General features: G+C 44.6%; 19 protein-coding genes and 1 pseudogene. 12 read left to right on the forward strand and 8 right to left on the reverse strand.

What is annotated here, in order from left to right; translation table 11 throughout:
- Positions 1-28: 28 nt before the first annotated feature.
- Positions 29-814, reverse strand: coding sequence for a carbon-nitrogen family hydrolase (locus D1970_RS02830; RefSeq protein WP_119111368.1), 786 nt, complete (start codon positions 812-814; stop codon positions 29-31).
- Positions 815-933: 119 nt separating this feature from the next.
- Here D1970_RS02830 and D1970_RS02835 point away from each other — a divergent pair, with 119 nt between their 5' ends.
- The 9 genes from D1970_RS02835 (at position 934) to D1970_RS02875 (ending at position 8,236) form a co-directional block, all read left to right on the forward strand.
- Positions 934-2,115: a pyridoxal phosphate-dependent aminotransferase gene (locus D1970_RS02835; RefSeq protein ID WP_119111369.1), complete on the forward strand. Its 1,182-nt coding sequence runs from the start codon at positions 934-936 to the stop codon at positions 2,113-2,115.
- Positions 2,116-2,142: 27 nt separating this feature from the next.
- Positions 2,143-2,772, forward strand: a complete 630-nt coding sequence (locus D1970_RS02840; RefSeq protein WP_142920990.1) for a hypothetical protein — start codon at positions 2,143-2,145, stop codon at positions 2,770-2,772.
- On the forward strand, positions 2,765-3,427 hold the full coding sequence (locus D1970_RS02845) for a 2-hydroxy-3-keto-5-methylthiopentenyl-1-phosphate phosphatase (RefSeq protein WP_119111371.1): 663 nt from the start codon (positions 2,765-2,767) through the stop codon (positions 3,425-3,427). Before D1970_RS02840 ends, D1970_RS02845 begins: the two co-directional genes overlap by 8 nt.
- Positions 3,424-4,095, forward strand: coding sequence for a methylthioribulose 1-phosphate dehydratase (locus tag D1970_RS02850; protein ID WP_119111372.1), 672 nt, complete (start codon positions 3,424-3,426; stop codon positions 4,093-4,095). The genes D1970_RS02845 and D1970_RS02850 overlap by 4 nt, the downstream gene beginning before the upstream one ends.
- 259 nt (positions 4,096-4,354) lie before the next feature.
- Positions 4,355-4,603 carry a Spo0E family sporulation regulatory protein-aspartic acid phosphatase gene (locus D1970_RS23255; RefSeq protein WP_374978532.1) on the forward strand — a complete coding sequence of 83 codons (249 nt, stop codon included), beginning with the start codon at positions 4,355-4,357 and terminating at the stop codon, positions 4,601-4,603.
- A gap of 201 nt (positions 4,604-4,804) precedes the next feature.
- Positions 4,805-5,623 (forward strand): electron transfer flavoprotein subunit beta/FixA family protein, encoded by an 819-nt coding sequence (locus D1970_RS02860; RefSeq protein WP_119111373.1) that lies wholly within the window; start codon positions 4,805-4,807, stop codon positions 5,621-5,623.
- Positions 5,624-5,638: 15 nt separating this feature from the next.
- Positions 5,639-6,664 carry an electron transfer flavoprotein subunit alpha/FixB family protein gene (locus D1970_RS02865; protein WP_119111374.1) on the forward strand — a complete coding sequence of 342 codons (1,026 nt, stop codon included), beginning with the start codon at positions 5,639-5,641 and terminating at the stop codon, positions 6,662-6,664.
- Positions 6,657-7,952 (forward strand): FAD-dependent oxidoreductase, encoded by a 1,296-nt coding sequence (locus D1970_RS02870; protein WP_119111375.1) that lies wholly within the window; start codon positions 6,657-6,659, stop codon positions 7,950-7,952. Before D1970_RS02865 ends, D1970_RS02870 begins: the two co-directional genes overlap by 8 nt.
- Positions 7,952-8,236: a ferredoxin family protein gene (locus D1970_RS02875; RefSeq protein ID WP_119111376.1), complete on the forward strand. Its 285-nt coding sequence runs from the start codon at positions 7,952-7,954 to the stop codon at positions 8,234-8,236. Before D1970_RS02870 ends, D1970_RS02875 begins: the two co-directional genes overlap by 1 nt.
- 52 nt (positions 8,237-8,288) lie before the next feature.
- Here the strand turns inward: D1970_RS02875 and D1970_RS22730 are convergent, their stop codons facing one another.
- From D1970_RS22730 to D1970_RS02885, 3 genes are all read right to left on the reverse strand, one after another.
- Positions 8,289-8,435, reverse strand: coding sequence for a tryptophan-rich sensory protein (locus D1970_RS22730; RefSeq protein ID WP_259339543.1), 147 nt, complete (start codon positions 8,433-8,435; stop codon positions 8,289-8,291).
- 31 nt (positions 8,436-8,466) lie between these two features.
- Positions 8,467-8,805, reverse strand: coding sequence for a TspO/MBR family protein (locus D1970_RS02880; RefSeq protein WP_259339544.1), 339 nt, complete (start codon positions 8,803-8,805; stop codon positions 8,467-8,469).
- Between the two features lie 140 nt (positions 8,806-8,945).
- Positions 8,946-9,275, reverse strand: coding sequence for a hypothetical protein (locus D1970_RS02885; RefSeq protein ID WP_119111377.1), 330 nt, complete (start codon positions 9,273-9,275; stop codon positions 8,946-8,948).
- Between the two features lie 191 nt (positions 9,276-9,466).
- On the opposite strand from D1970_RS02885, the gene D1970_RS02890 reads away from it, so the two are divergent.
- Positions 9,467-9,991 (forward strand): hemerythrin domain-containing protein, encoded by a 525-nt coding sequence (locus tag D1970_RS02890; protein WP_119111378.1) that lies wholly within the window; start codon positions 9,467-9,469, stop codon positions 9,989-9,991.
- 46 nt (positions 9,992-10,037) lie between these two features.
- Here the strand turns inward: D1970_RS02890 and D1970_RS02895 are convergent, their stop codons facing one another.
- From D1970_RS02895 to D1970_RS02905, 4 genes and pseudogenes are all read right to left on the reverse strand, one after another.
- The gene (locus D1970_RS02895) at positions 10,038-11,273 is read right to left on the reverse strand and encodes an MFS transporter (RefSeq protein ID WP_119111379.1); all 1,236 of its coding nucleotides are present in this window, start codon (positions 11,271-11,273) and stop codon (positions 10,038-10,040) included.
- 91 nt (positions 11,274-11,364) lie between these two features.
- Positions 11,365-11,625 (reverse strand): hypothetical protein, encoded by a 261-nt coding sequence (locus D1970_RS22735; RefSeq protein WP_246370101.1) that lies wholly within the window; start codon positions 11,623-11,625, stop codon positions 11,365-11,367.
- A 5-nt stretch (positions 11,626-11,630) separates the two neighbouring features.
- On the reverse strand, positions 11,631-11,816 hold the full coding sequence (locus D1970_RS22740) for a TPM domain-containing protein (RefSeq protein ID WP_246370100.1): 186 nt from the start codon (positions 11,814-11,816) through the stop codon (positions 11,631-11,633).
- A pseudogene (locus D1970_RS02905) lies at positions 11,816-12,331 on the reverse strand (LemA family protein). Before D1970_RS02905 ends, D1970_RS22740 begins: the two are co-directional and overlap by 1 nt.
- A 275-nt stretch (positions 12,332-12,606) precedes the next feature.
- Between D1970_RS02905 and D1970_RS02910 the strand changes: the two are divergent.
- Together D1970_RS02910 and D1970_RS02915 are read left to right on the forward strand one after the other, a co-directional pair.
- The gene (locus D1970_RS02910; RefSeq protein ID WP_119111380.1) at positions 12,607-13,047 is read left to right on the forward strand and encodes a MarR family winged helix-turn-helix transcriptional regulator; all 441 of its coding nucleotides are present in this window, start codon (positions 12,607-12,609) and stop codon (positions 13,045-13,047) included.
- Between the two features lie 116 nt (positions 13,048-13,163).
- On the forward strand, positions 13,164-14,858 hold the full coding sequence (locus D1970_RS02915) for a M3 family oligoendopeptidase (RefSeq protein ID WP_119111381.1): 1,695 nt from the start codon (positions 13,164-13,166) through the stop codon (positions 14,856-14,858).
- Positions 14,859-14,891 lie beyond the last annotated feature (33 nt).

Genomic DNA, 14,891 nt, shown 5'->3' on the forward strand with positions numbered 1-14,891 from the left:
GCGGCCTTATTTTATTCCTTCTTGCAGCCTAGTTATACAGGTCGGGCCTGCGGTCAGTGAAAACAGGAATCTGCTTGCGAACTTCGGCAACCCTTTCTAAATCGATCTCAGCTGTGAGGATTTCTGCTCCTTCTCCGGCTTCCGCCACTACATCTCCCCAAGGATCTATCACCATTGAATGCCCAGCAAAAACATTGTTAGGATCAGAGCCGGTCCGGTTGCAGGCAACCACATAGCATTGATTTTCAATGGCTCTTGCGATTAGGAGAGCCCGCCAATGGTCAACACGCTTCAAAGGCCATTCGGCAACGACAAACAGCAGTTCAGCACCTATGGCTGTATGTGCACGAATCCATTCTGGAAAGCGGATATCATAGCAAATCAGTCCGGCTAGCTGGCGACCGTCAAGTTCAAAATTCCCTTTCCCGCTGCCTGCAGTTAAATAAAGATGCTCATCCATCAGCTTGAACAAGTGGCTTTTACTGTACATCAGGACAGGTGTTCCTCCTTTGTCCACCACAAGCATTGTGTTTTCCACTCCATTGTCCGTCCTGTTAGCGACAGATCCGCCAACAATATGCATTCCATGCTGTTTTGCCATGCGTGAAAGAAAAGCAAGGCTTTCACGTGCTCCATGGTCTGCAGTTTTATTGAGATTGAGAAGGTCATACCCTGTCGTCCAAAGCTCTGGCAAGACGGCTATATCGGCTTGTATTGAAGCGGCAGCAGCAATCGTCCTTTCCGCTTCCTTGAAGTTTTCTGAAGAGTCGCCGAACTTTATATCCATTTGAATACAGGAAATTTTAAATATCATGAATATCAGCCTCTCTGTGAAGATTCTGAAAATTTTATCTTTATATCCTTATATTAAAGTATAATACTTACTAAGATATTTCCAATAAATTAATATTAAAAAAGATGGCAGGTGAAAAAATGGAGTTTATTCAATCTGACTTATTAAAGAGTCTTCCGGACCAGTTCTTTGTTTCCTTGGTCAAAAAAATAGCTTCCCATGCAGCGAAAGGCCATGATGTCATTAACTTTGGGCAAGGCAACCCTGATCAGCCGACACCTGGACATATTATACATAAGTTAAAGGAAGCTGCTGAAATGCCAGGCAATCACGGCTATTCTCCATTCAGAGGGCTTCAGTCCTTCAGGGAGGCGGCTGCCGGATTCTATTTCCGCGAGTATGACGTCGAGCTGGATCCTGAAACAGAAATTGCAGTTCTCTTCGGGGGTAAGGCGGGTTTGGTGGAGGCACCCTTATGTTTACTGAATCCCGGGGATACTGTTCTCGTTCCAGATCCAGGTTACCCTGACTACTGGTCCGGTGTGGCCATGGCAAATGCCAAAATGGAAATGATGCCCCTTCTTGAAGAAAATGATTTTCTTCCGGATTACGGTAAGCTGTCAGATGATCTACTAGCCGCCGCGAGGCTGATGTTTCTTAATTATCCGAACAATCCTACTGGGGCGGTGGCAAGCAGGGAATTTTTTGATGAAACGGTAGAGCTTGCCTGTAAAAATGAGATTTGTGTGGTTCATGATTTTGCCTATGGAGCAATTGGCTTTGACAGCCACAGGCCTGTCAGCTTTCTCGAGTCCCCTGGTGCGAAAGAAATTGGGATAGAAATTTATACGTTGTCGAAAACATACTGTATGGCAGGATGGCGTATTGGGTTTGCAGCAGGGAACAAGAGTGTCATACAAGCAATCAATCTTTTCCAGGACCATCTCTATGTCAGCCTGTTTGGTGCTGTCCAGAAAGCAGCTGCAGAGGCTTTGTCAGGACCACAGGATTGTCTAGTGGAATTGAACAGATTGTATGAATCAAGAAGAAAAGTTCTCATCGATGGCTTTCGCAAAGCTGGTTGGGATGTGGAAGCCCCGAAAGGATCTTTCTTCGCATGGTTGAAAGTTCCAGATGGCTTCACCTCAGAGCAGTTCAGTGACTATCTCCTCGAAAACGCGCACATTGCCGTTGCTCCCGGGAGCGGGTTTGGCCCATGCGGAGAAGGATATGTAAGAGCTGGGCTTCTCGTGCCTGAAGACAGAATCAAAGAAGCGGCAGCACGGATAGAGAAGCTCGGAATTTTTAAGAAAAAACAATAAAATAGTGTTTGTGAAAGGACTAGGATTGTGAAGCATTTAGCAATGGCGTTCGTTTTCGCTGTGCTTTTATCAGGGTGCAGTGTGGAACTAAACACAGAAAAAAGCGGTATAGGGAAAGCTGAACAGCAAGAGCGAATAAAAAAAGAAAAGCAAAGAGAGATCTTGAGGTTTGTAAATGACGAAGCCCAACAAGCGTCTGATTACGAAATGGAGGCTTTTGAATCATTGGCTTCTGTTTCAGGCAAAAATTTCACTGATGATTTGACTCTCCATACTGAGCTTGTCACTAATACAATACCAACCTATGAAAAAGCTGTGAAGGAAGCTAAAAGTATAGAAACAGGCATAGAAGAATTAGAGGAGTCCAAACGATTAATCATCAAAGCAACCGAAACTTTCCATGAGGCACTTTTAATGGAAAAGGAAGCGCTGGAGAAAAATGATGAGGAAATGATCAGAAAATCTAATAAAAAAATGATGGAATATCAAAAGTTAATCAATGATTATCACAGTGAAATGAAAAAGTTAGCTGAAAAATATCATATTGATTATGAACCCCGAAAAATGAACTTGGAAGAGAATATAGTGTTAAAGGGTGGACAGAATGAAGCCATTGCAGCAGCGGGGCAAATATGGAGGGATAAATGGAATGGATAATACGGTCATTTTTTGCGATTTCGACGGCACTGTAACTGAAAAGGATAATATCGTTCGTATTATGAACGAATTCGCCCCTCCTGGGTGGGAGAACTTGAAAGAAGAAGTGCTGACCGGGAGAATGACGATTAAAGAAGGCGTTGGCGCAATGTTCTCCCTCCTACCGACAGCCAGGAAGGCTGAGATTTCCGAATATGCAATAAAACATGCCATCGTAAGGCCGGGCTTCAGTGAATTCGTGGCCTTCACCCGTGAGGAAAAGATTCCTCTTTATATTGTCAGCGGCGGAATTGATTTCTTTGTGTATCCCACACTTGAAAAATATGGGCCTTTCTCAGGAGTCTATTGCAACACCTCCGATTTTTCAGGTAAAACGATTAAGGTCAGCTGGCCTCATGAATGCGATGAGCTTTGCCTCGCCGGCTGCGGTTTATGCAAGCCTTCCATTATGCGGAAACTGGCAGGTCGGGATCAATACAAGATTGTCATTGGCGATTCTGTTACGGATTTTGCTGCTGCGAGCGAGGCTGATTTTGTATTGGCAAGAGATTTTCTTCAGGGAAAATGCGAAGAGCTGGGAATCCGGCACTCACCATTTCATACGTTTTATGACTGTTTGGAAACACTGAGGTCTGGAGCAGGAGTGATTCGATGAACTTAAGGGAGCAGAAATGGAAAGAGCTTGCTGAAGTGAAACAAGAACTTGCAGAACGCGATTGGTTCATGGGCACAAGCGGAAATCTTGCCATTAGAGTAAGTGACCGTCCATTGCAAATTTATGTGACTCCAAGCGGCATTGATAAACGGAAAAAAGGTAGCGAAGAGTTTCTCCTGGTGGATGGACTAGGCCGGGCCGTTGAATTTACTTCTCTAAGACCCTCGGCAGAAACACTCCTTCATCTCGAGATATACCATCGCACTGCTGCCGGATGCAGTCTCCATGTCCATACAATCGAAAATAATGTGATTTCGGAAATATACGGAGACAGCGGAGAAGTAGTGTTTCAAGGACAGGAATTGATCAAGGCATTTGAAAAATGGGAAGAAGATGCTGTATTAAGGATTCCCATCATCCAAAACCATTCCCATATTCCCGCGTTAGCCAAAGCATTTTCCCAGCATATTCATGAAGATACTGGGGCAGTGCTCATACGAAACCACGGTATTACCGTCTGGGCTCGAACGGCATTCCAGGCGAAGAAAGTATTGGAGGCGTCTGAATTTTTATTTCAATACCAGCTTAGGCTTCTACAATATCAAAACCCCCTAGTTTGTATGGATAAGTGTAACCGGCGACAAGGGAAACTTGCTCTACTGAAATAATATTTCATTCGCTAAGCTTCTTTCGCATATCTGTTTCCTCTTTTGCTTCTAAAATAGAAAAATTGGTATTCAGCATGAATGATGGAAAAATAGATGTAGGCCCCATCAGGTTTTTGTCGAATTGTTAGATGAATGTTTGAAAAAAATGTCTAGTTTTGCGATTCTATTTACATTACTTCAAATATCTGTAATACTTCTTTAGTAGCCTTTCAAAACTTATACGAGAATAAAGATGGGATATTAATAGGAGGAATTGCAGGTGCGCGATACAAACAGTGCTCTTATGGAAAAAATCCAACTGAAGAGAGATGAAATGATTGCCTGTGCGCGCGCGACTGGTTTAAACAGTGAAGAGACGATATGCTGCAGCCAGGAGCTGGACAGGCTTATTTTCCTGTGTCAGGACTCCCATAAGAGACGGCAGCAACGCAAACAGAGCGGGCTTATTTTTGTCCGCCAGATGATACTGCTGATGAACAAGTTTAAAAACCCGGCGCGTATTATTTAATCTACAAGAATATACAGCAACATGATGAATCTTTCTAATAAGGCCACTGCCAGTACAGGCAGTGGTCTTATTTTTTATGGACCCATATTGTCCGCATTCAGTTGTACTATAGACTGAAAATCTTTCATATACCGTAGTAAATGCATTTATATATATCTTTCCGTTTAAAAACGGTTTGCATGTGGGGGAGGCAAAAGAAGGATGCATATTGTTGTATGTGTGAAACAGGTACCTGACACAAAGATCATAAAGATCAATCCCAAGACGAATACGCTTGACAGGAGAAGTGCTCCAGCCATTCTCAATCCGTATGATGCCCATGCTGTCCAGGAAGCTGCAAGAATCAAAAGCAGGACAGGCGGGACTGTCACAGTCCTTTCAATGGGGCCGCCCCAGGCTGTTGCTGTGATAAAAAAGAGTGTTGAAATTGGGGCAGACCGCGGCTATCTTATCTCGGATAGGGCGTTTGCAGGAGCAGACACCCTTGCCACAAGCTATGCCCTTTCAAAGGCATTGGAAAAAATAGAGCAGGAGAGTCCAGTTGATCTTGTCATTTGCGGAAAGCATGCGATTGACGGAGATACTGGCCAGGTGGGCCCGGGAATTGCCAGAAGGATTGATATTCCACCCATCACAAATGTGATTGAGGTTTCGAAAATCAATAGTGATGAGAAAAAGATTGTGGTGAAAAGAAAGCAACTCAATGGATATGAACTGATAGAGTCGCAGATTCCCTGCCTTTTGACTGTAGAAAAAGAAATCAACGATATAGGTTATTCCCCCATGCCGAACATGATTAAAGCAGCGCGCTATGAACCGGTTATTTGGTCTGTTGCGGATTTGGGGGAAGTAGACAGAGCCCAGCTTGGCCTGAAAGGATCCCCGACGATTGTCGGAAAGATGTTCAGTCCGCCTCGGCCGGAGGGAGGCAAAAAAATTGAAGGGGAGCCGACGGAGCAGATAAAGGAACTCATGAAGCTTTTAGAGGAGAAAATCGACCTATTCTGTTTTAAGGCTTAAAAAGGGGGAGAAGTAATGGAAGAGAACCGGGGGATCTGGGTATTCATTGAGGTGACTGACGGAAAAGTTGAAGGCGTATCGCTTGAACTGCTTGGTGCAGGGAGGAAACTTGCAGATAAATTGGAGGTACCGCTTGCCGGTGTATTGTTGGGGCATGACGTAAGAAAGATTTCAGCAAAGGTAATCGAATACGGTGCAGATATCGTTTACATGGCTGACCATGCTGTGCTGGAGCTTTATCGTACAGAAGCTTTTATGAAAGCGGTTGTCGCTATGGCAGAAAAATATAAGCCTGAAATCTTTCTGTATGGCGCCACACCGAACGGGAAAGACCTGGCGAGTGCTGTGGCGACCGATTTGAGCACAGGGCTTACCGCGGATACAACCATGCTTGATGTCGACCCGGAAAAAAGGCTGCTGGAGGCAAGCCGCCCAGCTTTCGGAGGAAACATAATGGCCACTATTCTTTGTAAAAAACACAGGCCGCAAATGGCGACAGTTCGCCCAAAGGTTATGAAAGCGCTAGAACCTGATGCGTCGAGAAAAGGGGAAGTCATCGAAGAAGAAATTCACCTTGAGGAAAGCGAGATGCGGACAAAAGTGCTTCAAATTGTGAAAGAAACAACAAAGACTGCAAATCTTGCCGAAGCCCATGTGATTGTCGCTGGCGGCAAAGGGATGGGAGATAAAAACGGGTTCATGCTGATTCATGAATTGGCTAAAACAATCGGGGCCACTGTCGGCGGAACGAGGGATGTTGTCGAGGCAGGCTGGCTCCCGCATGATCAGCAGATTGGCCAGACAGGAGAGACAGTTACCCCGAAAATTTATTTTGCCATCGGAATTTCCGGTGCGATCCAGCATGTTGTTGGCATGAAAAATTCCGAACTCATCATTGCCATTAACAAAGATCCGGATGCACCTATTTTTGATGTGGCGACATATGGACTTGTCGGGGATGCTTTTGAAATAGTACCCCAACTGATCGAGAAATTTAAGGAACTGATCAAGGAGAAGGGCGGGGAAATCAGCTATGTCTGAAAAATTTGATGTCATTGTGGTTGGTGCGGGACCTGCCGGAACATCCTGCGCTTTTGTTTGTGCAAAAAATGGCCTAAACGTCCTTCTCATTGAGCGAGGGGAGTACCCCGGAAGCAAAAATGTAATGGGCGGCGTGCTGTATCGTAAGCAAATGGAGGAACTCATCCCGGAGTTCTGGAAAGAAGCTCCGCTTGAAAGGCCTGTCATCGAGCAAAGGTTCTGGATGATGGACAAGGAATCTGTCGTCCAATTCGGGTATAAAGGGCTTGAGTGGGGACAGGAGCCTTATAATAACTTCACCGTGCTACGGGCCCAATTCGACCAGTGGTTTGCCCGTAAGGCAGTGGAAACCGGGGCCCTCCTTATTAATGAGACCGTCGTCACCGAGTGTATTGTTGAGAATGGAAAAGTCATTGGAGTAAGAACCGACCGCCCTGACGGTGAAGTGTATGCGGATGTAGTAGTACTCGCGGATGGAGTGAATTCGCTTCTTGGAAAGCAGCTTGGTTTCCATAAAGAGTTCCGTCCAGACGAAGTAGCATTGACTGTTATGGAAGTGGTCAACCTGCCAAAGGAAAAGATTAACGATCGCTTTAATCTTGAAGAAAACCAGGGGTGTACGGTTGAAATTTTTGGGGATTCGACAAAAGGGAATCTTGGCACCGCTTTTCTGTATACAAACAAAGACAGTCTGAATATCGGTGTGGGAACCACGCTTTCCAGCATGATCAAGGCAAAGCTGAAGCCATATGATCTTCTTGATTATCTAAAGACACACCCAATGGTCAAGCCATACCTTGAAGGGGGAGAATCTGCAGAATATCTTGCACATTTGATTCCGGAAGGAGGCTATAGATCCGTGCCAAAGGTAGCCGGAAACGGGGTAGTGGTCGTGGGGGATGCTGCCCAGCTTGTCAATGCGATTCATCGCGAAGGTTCCAATATGGCAATGTCTTCAGGAAAAATGGCGGCCGAAGCAATCATTGAAGCAAAGAAAGATGATAATTACAGTGAGGCTAGCCTGAACCGATACAAGGACGCGCTCTACGGCAGTTTTATTATGAAGGATTTGGAAAAGTACAAGGACGCAGCGCATATATTTGAAAAGCATCCTCAATATTTAAGGGACTACGTCCCGATGATGAATCGTGCTGCGAGCAAGTTTTTTACAGTAGACGGAACATCAAAGCGCGAAAAGCAGAAAGAAGTGCTTAAGAGTGTGACTGATGAAAGGGGTACCTTCAAGGTTCTCAAGGATATTTACCGGGCATGGAAGGCGGTGAAATAATGTCGACAAAGAACATCGAAGAAAAACAATATCTTCTCCGTTTTAAATGCGATACAAAATCACATCTGACTGTCCTTGACCATGATGTTTGCATGACGCAATGCCCTGAGAAGTTCTGTACTGTTTTCTGCCCAGCAGAGGTTTACAAATGGGAAGGAAAACGCATGCAGGTGGGTTACGAAGGATGTCACGAATGCGGAAGCTGCCGGATTGGCTGCCCGTACCAAAACATCAAATGGGAATATCCCAAAGGCGGGCATGGCATAGTTTTTAGGCTTGCATAGAAGAAGGCACTGGATGATCAGCTCCAGTGCTTTTTCCTTTAACATACCAGGATTATCTATTGAGCTCCCAAATCGCTGCATTCAGACCAAGGGCGAGGCCTAACCAGAGGATATACGGCACCATTGCAGCGCCAGCCGGCTTATCCACTTTATCAAATTGATAGGCAGTCAGGGTAATCATGGCAAGAAGTATAGACATATCTACCAGTGCGGTATCGCGAAGACCCCCACTAAAAAAATAAAAATGACCAGAGAAAATTCAGTCCAAGCTGAACCCCATAAGGAATCAAGCTGTCTTTCGCTGTTTTGTCAATTTCAGCTTTCATGGAAATTCTGTAGCTTGCCACTCTCATTAAAGCATACAGGCTTGTCCATACAGATGGGAAGACCCATGTGGGAGGAGAGAAGTCCGGCTTCTCAAGCATTCTGTATACTTCCTGGGAATTACGGATGGCGAAATAACCGACAATAGAGCCACCAGCAACCGGATCAGTACATTTACTACCAGTTTTCCGAGGCTGAACTTGCCATTCACTTTTAATGGATTCAAGATTGTCACCTTCTTTCAACTTCTATACTTATCTTTTTCCATCAAGGATACCTGTAAACATGAAATAAATATAGAGTGATCCAGAGGATTTCTTTTATGTAGTGTTTTTCACAAAGGGGTTCAAAAAGAAGGCCTAAGCCAAAAGGGGATGTATGATAATCAGCTGATTTTTTCTTCGAGGCACAGTGACGATATTTTGTCATTCCTTGCTTCTTCCTCAAAGCTGCGAGCTTCCTCCATTGCTTCTTCAAAAGCATTTAAGTAGGGGGTTGAGAAAATAGGGGCATTCGCATTAAAGTGGCCATAACGGTCAGCAGCAAAAATGTGGACTCTCCATTCGTGGTATTTCCTCTTGGTAAGCTCCCGGCCTTCAATAGCAACAAACCAATGCGTCGCTTCTGTTCCCAATTCGCCGAGAAAGCTAATGTCCCCTAGCCCGGCAGGAATGAGAGCCTTGCCATAAAAGTCATTATAAAAAGGATTTTGCATTCTTTCCCTCCTTGGTTGTGTGCGTCTTGTACTGTAAGTATATGCACGAAAATGAAATATTGGCAGAAAATATGTTAAATTATAGTGAACAATTTTCCGAATGCTTTCGTTTATTGTGATAAGGGTCACTACAAAGCTTTCTTTTTCTTCTTATACTAAGGGCATATACCATAATAGGGGGTTGAATAGAAATGGAAGGTTGTTTCGGAACGATTTCAGGACAATATGCTGGTCAATTATCAAAGGGTCTTGAGCAGTTGAAAAATGAACATCCGCCGTTGTTAAGCTTGATAGATGGTCTGATGGATAGGACATTGACGATAGTAAGAAATTGTAATGCTGAATTATTCAAAGAGCTAAGGTCGGCTGTATTAGAGTTTCTCTCGGAGCTTGAACCGCACTCGACTAGGGAGGAAACTGTTCTGTTTGACATGATGGCAGCCTATATAGGCAGGGAAATGGGGCCAATTGCCGTTATGGAGTATGAACATGACCGGGCTAAATCCTTGATTGGTACCTTCGTTGAAAATACTAAATCAGGAATCGAGGGCTATCCGGAAGAAGAAATGCTAAGTGACTGCGCTTTAATCAGAGAGGCATGCGATACGTTGATCGACCATTTTGCGAAAGAAGAAAGCATTTTGTTCCCAATGGCAGAAAGATTGCTGAATGGCGAAGAAAAGGCAGAGTTGCTTGAAAGGATCCAAAAAATATAAAAAAATGGGTGGACCTTCGATGAAGAAGGCCCGCCCATTTTCATTATTACTGTCTATTCCATGACTCAAGTGTATCATCGGATGGAAGGAACATGGTCAGAATGCCAAGAAAGGGTAAAAAACCTGTCAAGATAATGGTATTTGGCAGGCCGATAATATCTGCCAGATAGCCTAGGCCAACCGATCCGACTGCTCCCATTCCGAAGGCAAGACCAACTGTAAGGCCAGCCATTGTACCGATTTTTCCTGGTACAAGCTCCTGGGCATAGACAACCGTTACCGAGAAGCTCAGCATTAGGATAAATCCGCTTAGGATAAGGAGAAAGAATGCCGCAGCTGCTGAAACGAAAGGAAGGACCACAGTAACCGGCAATGTGCCAAGCATGGACAGCAGGATAATATTTTTCTTTCCAAAACGATCTGCGAGTGGTCCGCCGAAAAAGGTTCCGACAGCACCAGCCACAAGAAACGCGAACAGGAACATTTGGGCCTCGCTTATTGTCAATCCGTATTTATCAATAGCGAAAAAGGAATAGAAATTGGTCATTCCTGCTATATACCAGGATCGGGCAAAAATAAGGAACAAAATCAAAATTAGTGAAATCCTCACAGATTTAACCACTTTTCTCGATCTCTTTTGTACAGTCCTTTTTCCTTTCGCCTGCCGCTGTTCCTCACCAAGCTTCAGGCTATACCATCTGGCAATATACACAAGAAGCCCTACAGCAGCAGCTGCAACAATCGAGAAAAAGAATGCTCCTTTTTGTCCGAATGGAACAAGTATAAGTGCAGTAATTAGCGGGGCAAGGGCCTGTCCGGAATTGCCGCCTACTTGGTAGATGGACTGGGCAAGGCCTCTCCTCTGCCCAGCACCCATATAAGCAACCCGTGAGCCCTGCGGGTGAAAGCCCGCTGAACCAAGTCCTATCAGGATAACCGAAAGGATAATCATTTCAAAATTCGGTGCAGCTGCGAGCATTAATACACCAACAAAGGTGAACGCAAGCGCCAGCGGAAGGGCATAGGGCATTGGCCTTTTATCCGTGACCATCCCAATCACAGGCTGCAGGATGGAAGAAACAATGTTTAAAGCAAACGCAATGATCCCAAGCTGTGTGAACGACAGCCCCATCGATTTTTCGAGGATTGGGAACATTGCCGGAATGACTGCCTGAATGGAATCATTCAGCAAATGGCACATCCCTATGATAAATAGTATTTTATACGCTGTCTTTCCTTTACTCATTTGCTGCGGCCGGACAGCTTCGGCACGTTGGACCATAGAAATCGCCTTCTTTACCTGTAATCATATATACAAGTAATCTTACAGCAAGTTTCTCCTCATTGAAATGGTTTTTGTCTTTATACGAGCTCTACCATCCACGGCTCGCACCTCCGCCTCCCGAAGAACCTCCGCCTCCCCCTCTTGGTCCTCCTTTTCCTCCCCCACGGGTAAGGACGGACAGGAGTAGATACGACAAGGTTCCGCCAAAGAAAGTAATGTCGAGGAAAACAAGCCCGACAACGCACAGGATAATGAGCCATGAGGGGATGGGGGATTCATCTTCCTTATCCCTGCCGCTGAATTCACCTGTTCCGGAAACCTCCTGTCCCAGAGCCTGGTAGGTGTTCATGACGGCTAGATTGGGCTGATCCGATTGAAGGTAGGGAAGAGCCTGTTCATCAACAGGCGGCCAGCTTTGCCGTCCGGGATGATCCCTTCCAGGCCGTACCCGACTTCAATCCTGATTTTGCGTTCTTTCATTATAGGAAAAATGTGAAAAAATAAAACTATGGAAAGGCGCAATGCCTTTGCTGGGTTCATTACCCGTTGCCCCAAAAATCAACAGAAGGTTCATTGGCGGCACGCGGGTCTGCCTTGAAGTATTCTTTTTCATCAAAACCGGTTATGCTAGCAACTAGTGCACCCGGAAACCTTTTTACTTTTTTGTTGTAGCTGGAAACCTGGTCGTTATAATCTTTTCGGGCTACTGACAGCCTATTTTGGTTCCGGCGAGTTCATCCATCAGCTGCGTAAACTGCTTATCTGCTTTAAGGTTTGGATAGTTTTCCACTACGACTAGCAGGCGGCTGAGCGCAGAGGAAAGCTCGGCATTCGTTGTGGCTTCGTCTTCAGGTGAGCGGGCACCTGCAAGTTTTGCTCTAGCATCCGAAATTTCCTTGATTACGTCTTTTTCATGTGAAGCATAGCCTTTTTACCGTATTTATGAGGTTCGGAATTAAATCCAGCCTTCTTTGAAGCTGGTTTTCGATTTGGGCGGAGGCACTGTTCACGCTTTCTTCCTCATTGACGAAGCTGTTATAGCTCGAAAAAAGCATGATGGCTAGCAAGACCGCCACCGCTGCGAGGATCAACCAAGTTTTCGAAAAGCCTTTTTTTCATAATTGCAGCTCCTAATTCTTTATATAGTGTATGAAGGTATCTTCCCATAAGGGTGGGACATTTAAACCCCTGCGATAGATGGGCTCTTGAGCCCGCACCTTATTGCATCGGCGGAGGAGATACGATAAACTACATGGTAGGCTCCACTGCTGTAAAAAAGAGGTACTATGATATATACTCGAATTAACCTGCTATTAAAGGAATGAATACCATGATAGATGAATCAGTAAATACATCATTAAAACTGTTTATTGTCCTTTCAAGAGCTTATCGTGCCATAAACGAACATGTTAATAAAGTAATCCAGAATAACGGGCTGAATCCGACCGAATTTGCCGTCCTTGAGCTGCTGTATCACAAAGGTGACCAGCCGCTTCAGCAAATTGGGGGCAAGATCCTACTTGCGAGCGGCAGCATTACTTATGTTGTAGATAAGCTTGAGAAAAAAGAATTGCTTAAGAGGATTGCCTGTCCCAATGACCGGAGGGTAACATACGCTCAAATTACTGAAACTGGTAAAAAGCTGATTGAAGACATTTTTCCTGAACACAGTCAAAATATACATGAATTGATGGGGGCTTTATCAGAAGAGGAGAAAAACACGGCGATTATGCTGCTGAAGAAGCTTGGTTTGTCAGCGGGAAAATATTAAACTAAACGGCTTATCTTTTTAAGCCGTTTTTTACATGCGCGAAAATTGAAGATACTTCGGAGAAGGAAATACTTTTCTAATGTCGAATAAATTATGGATACAAGGAGGCGAAAAGAATGAAATTTGAAGATTATACATACACAAGGCCTGACTTTGAGGCTCTCACGAAAAACTTCGGACAGGCTTTGGCTGTATTCAGGAATGCTGATTCTGCACAAGGCCAGGTGGAAGCAATGGAGGAAATCAATGGGCTGAGGAACAAGGTTTCAACCATGTTTAATTTATGTAATATCCGCCACACGGTTAATACAAATGATGAGTTCTATAAGGCTGAGCAGGATTACCTTGATGAACTTGCTCCTAACGTCGAAGGCCTTGTAACAAAGTATTATGAAGAGCTTGTCAAATCACCTTTCAGGAAAGAGCTGGAGGAAAAATGGGGGAAACAGCTGTTTGCACTTGCCGAAGCTCAGCTTAAAACCTTTACACCCGAGATTGTTCCGCTATTGCAAAAAGAAAATAAGCTTTCCACTGAATATACAAAGCTTGTCGCTTCAGCTAAAATCCAGTTTGAAGGTGAAGAAAGAACGCTTGCTCAGCTTGATGCCTTCACAGAATCGGTAGACAGGGATACTCGCAGGCAGGCATCTGAAGCGAAGTTCGCATTCTTTGCGCAGCACAGCGATGAATTTGATCGGATTTATGATGAGTTGGTGAAAGTCAGGACCGAAATTGCCCATAAGCTTGGATACAAAAACTTTGTTGAACTTGCATATTTCCGTATGTTCAGAACCGACTATGATGCAGAAATGGTAGCGGGCTACAGAAGGCAAATCGAAAAATATATAGTACCGATCGCTTCAAGGCTGAAAGAGAGACAGCGGGCAAGGATAGGCGTGGAAGAACTGAAGTATTATGATGAACCTTTCGAATTCAAAACAGGAAATGCAGCACCAAAAGGGAACCCTGACTGGATTATCGACAATGGCCAAAAAATGTATGATGAGCTTTCGCCAGAAACGGGCGAATTTTTCAGATACATGAAAGACAACAATCTGATGGATTTAGTGGCAAAGAAAGGTAAGGCTGGCGGCGGGTATTGCGAATATATTGAAGGTTATCAGTCACCATTTATCTTTTCGAATTTTAATGGTACATCAGGGGATATCGATGTATTGACGCATGAAGCCGGCCATGCGTTCCAGGTGTATTCCAGCCGTCATTTTGACATTCCTGAATACTACTGGCCAACGTACGAAGCTTGCGAGATCCACTCGATGAGCATGGAGTTCTTTACATGGCCATGGATGGAACTGTTCTTTCAGGAAGACACGGATAAATATAAGTTCGCACACTTGGGCAGCGGGCTGCAGTTCCTTCCATATGGTGTTTCCGTTGATGAATTCCAGCATTGGGTCTATGAAAACCCGGAAGCAACTCCAGAAGAGCGCAAGCAGCAATGGCGGGAAATTGAAAAGAAATATACTCCTCTTAAAGATTATGACGGGAATACTTACCTGGAGTCCGGGGGCTTCTGGCAAAGGCAGGGCCATATTTATAATTCTCCATTCTATTATATTGATTATACGCTGGCTCAAATCTGTGCCTTCCAGTTTTGGAAGAGATCCCGCGAAAACAGTGAAAGCGCATGGGCTGATTATCTCAAGCTTTGCAAGCTTGGCGGCAGCATGCCATTTACGGAACTTGTGAAACAGGCTAACCTGATTTCGCCATTCGAGGAAGGCTGCGTTGAGTCGGTGGCTGGGGAAATTGAAGAATGGCTGAATTCAATTGATGATAAAAAAATGTAAATAATTTTTTCGACAGTCTTAAGGCCCTGCATG

This window comes from Mesobacillus zeae, from assembly GCF_003570705.1.
In the GTDB taxonomy this organism is placed as follows: Bacteria; Bacillota; Bacilli; order Bacillales; family Cytobacillaceae; genus Mesobacillus_C; species Mesobacillus_C zeae.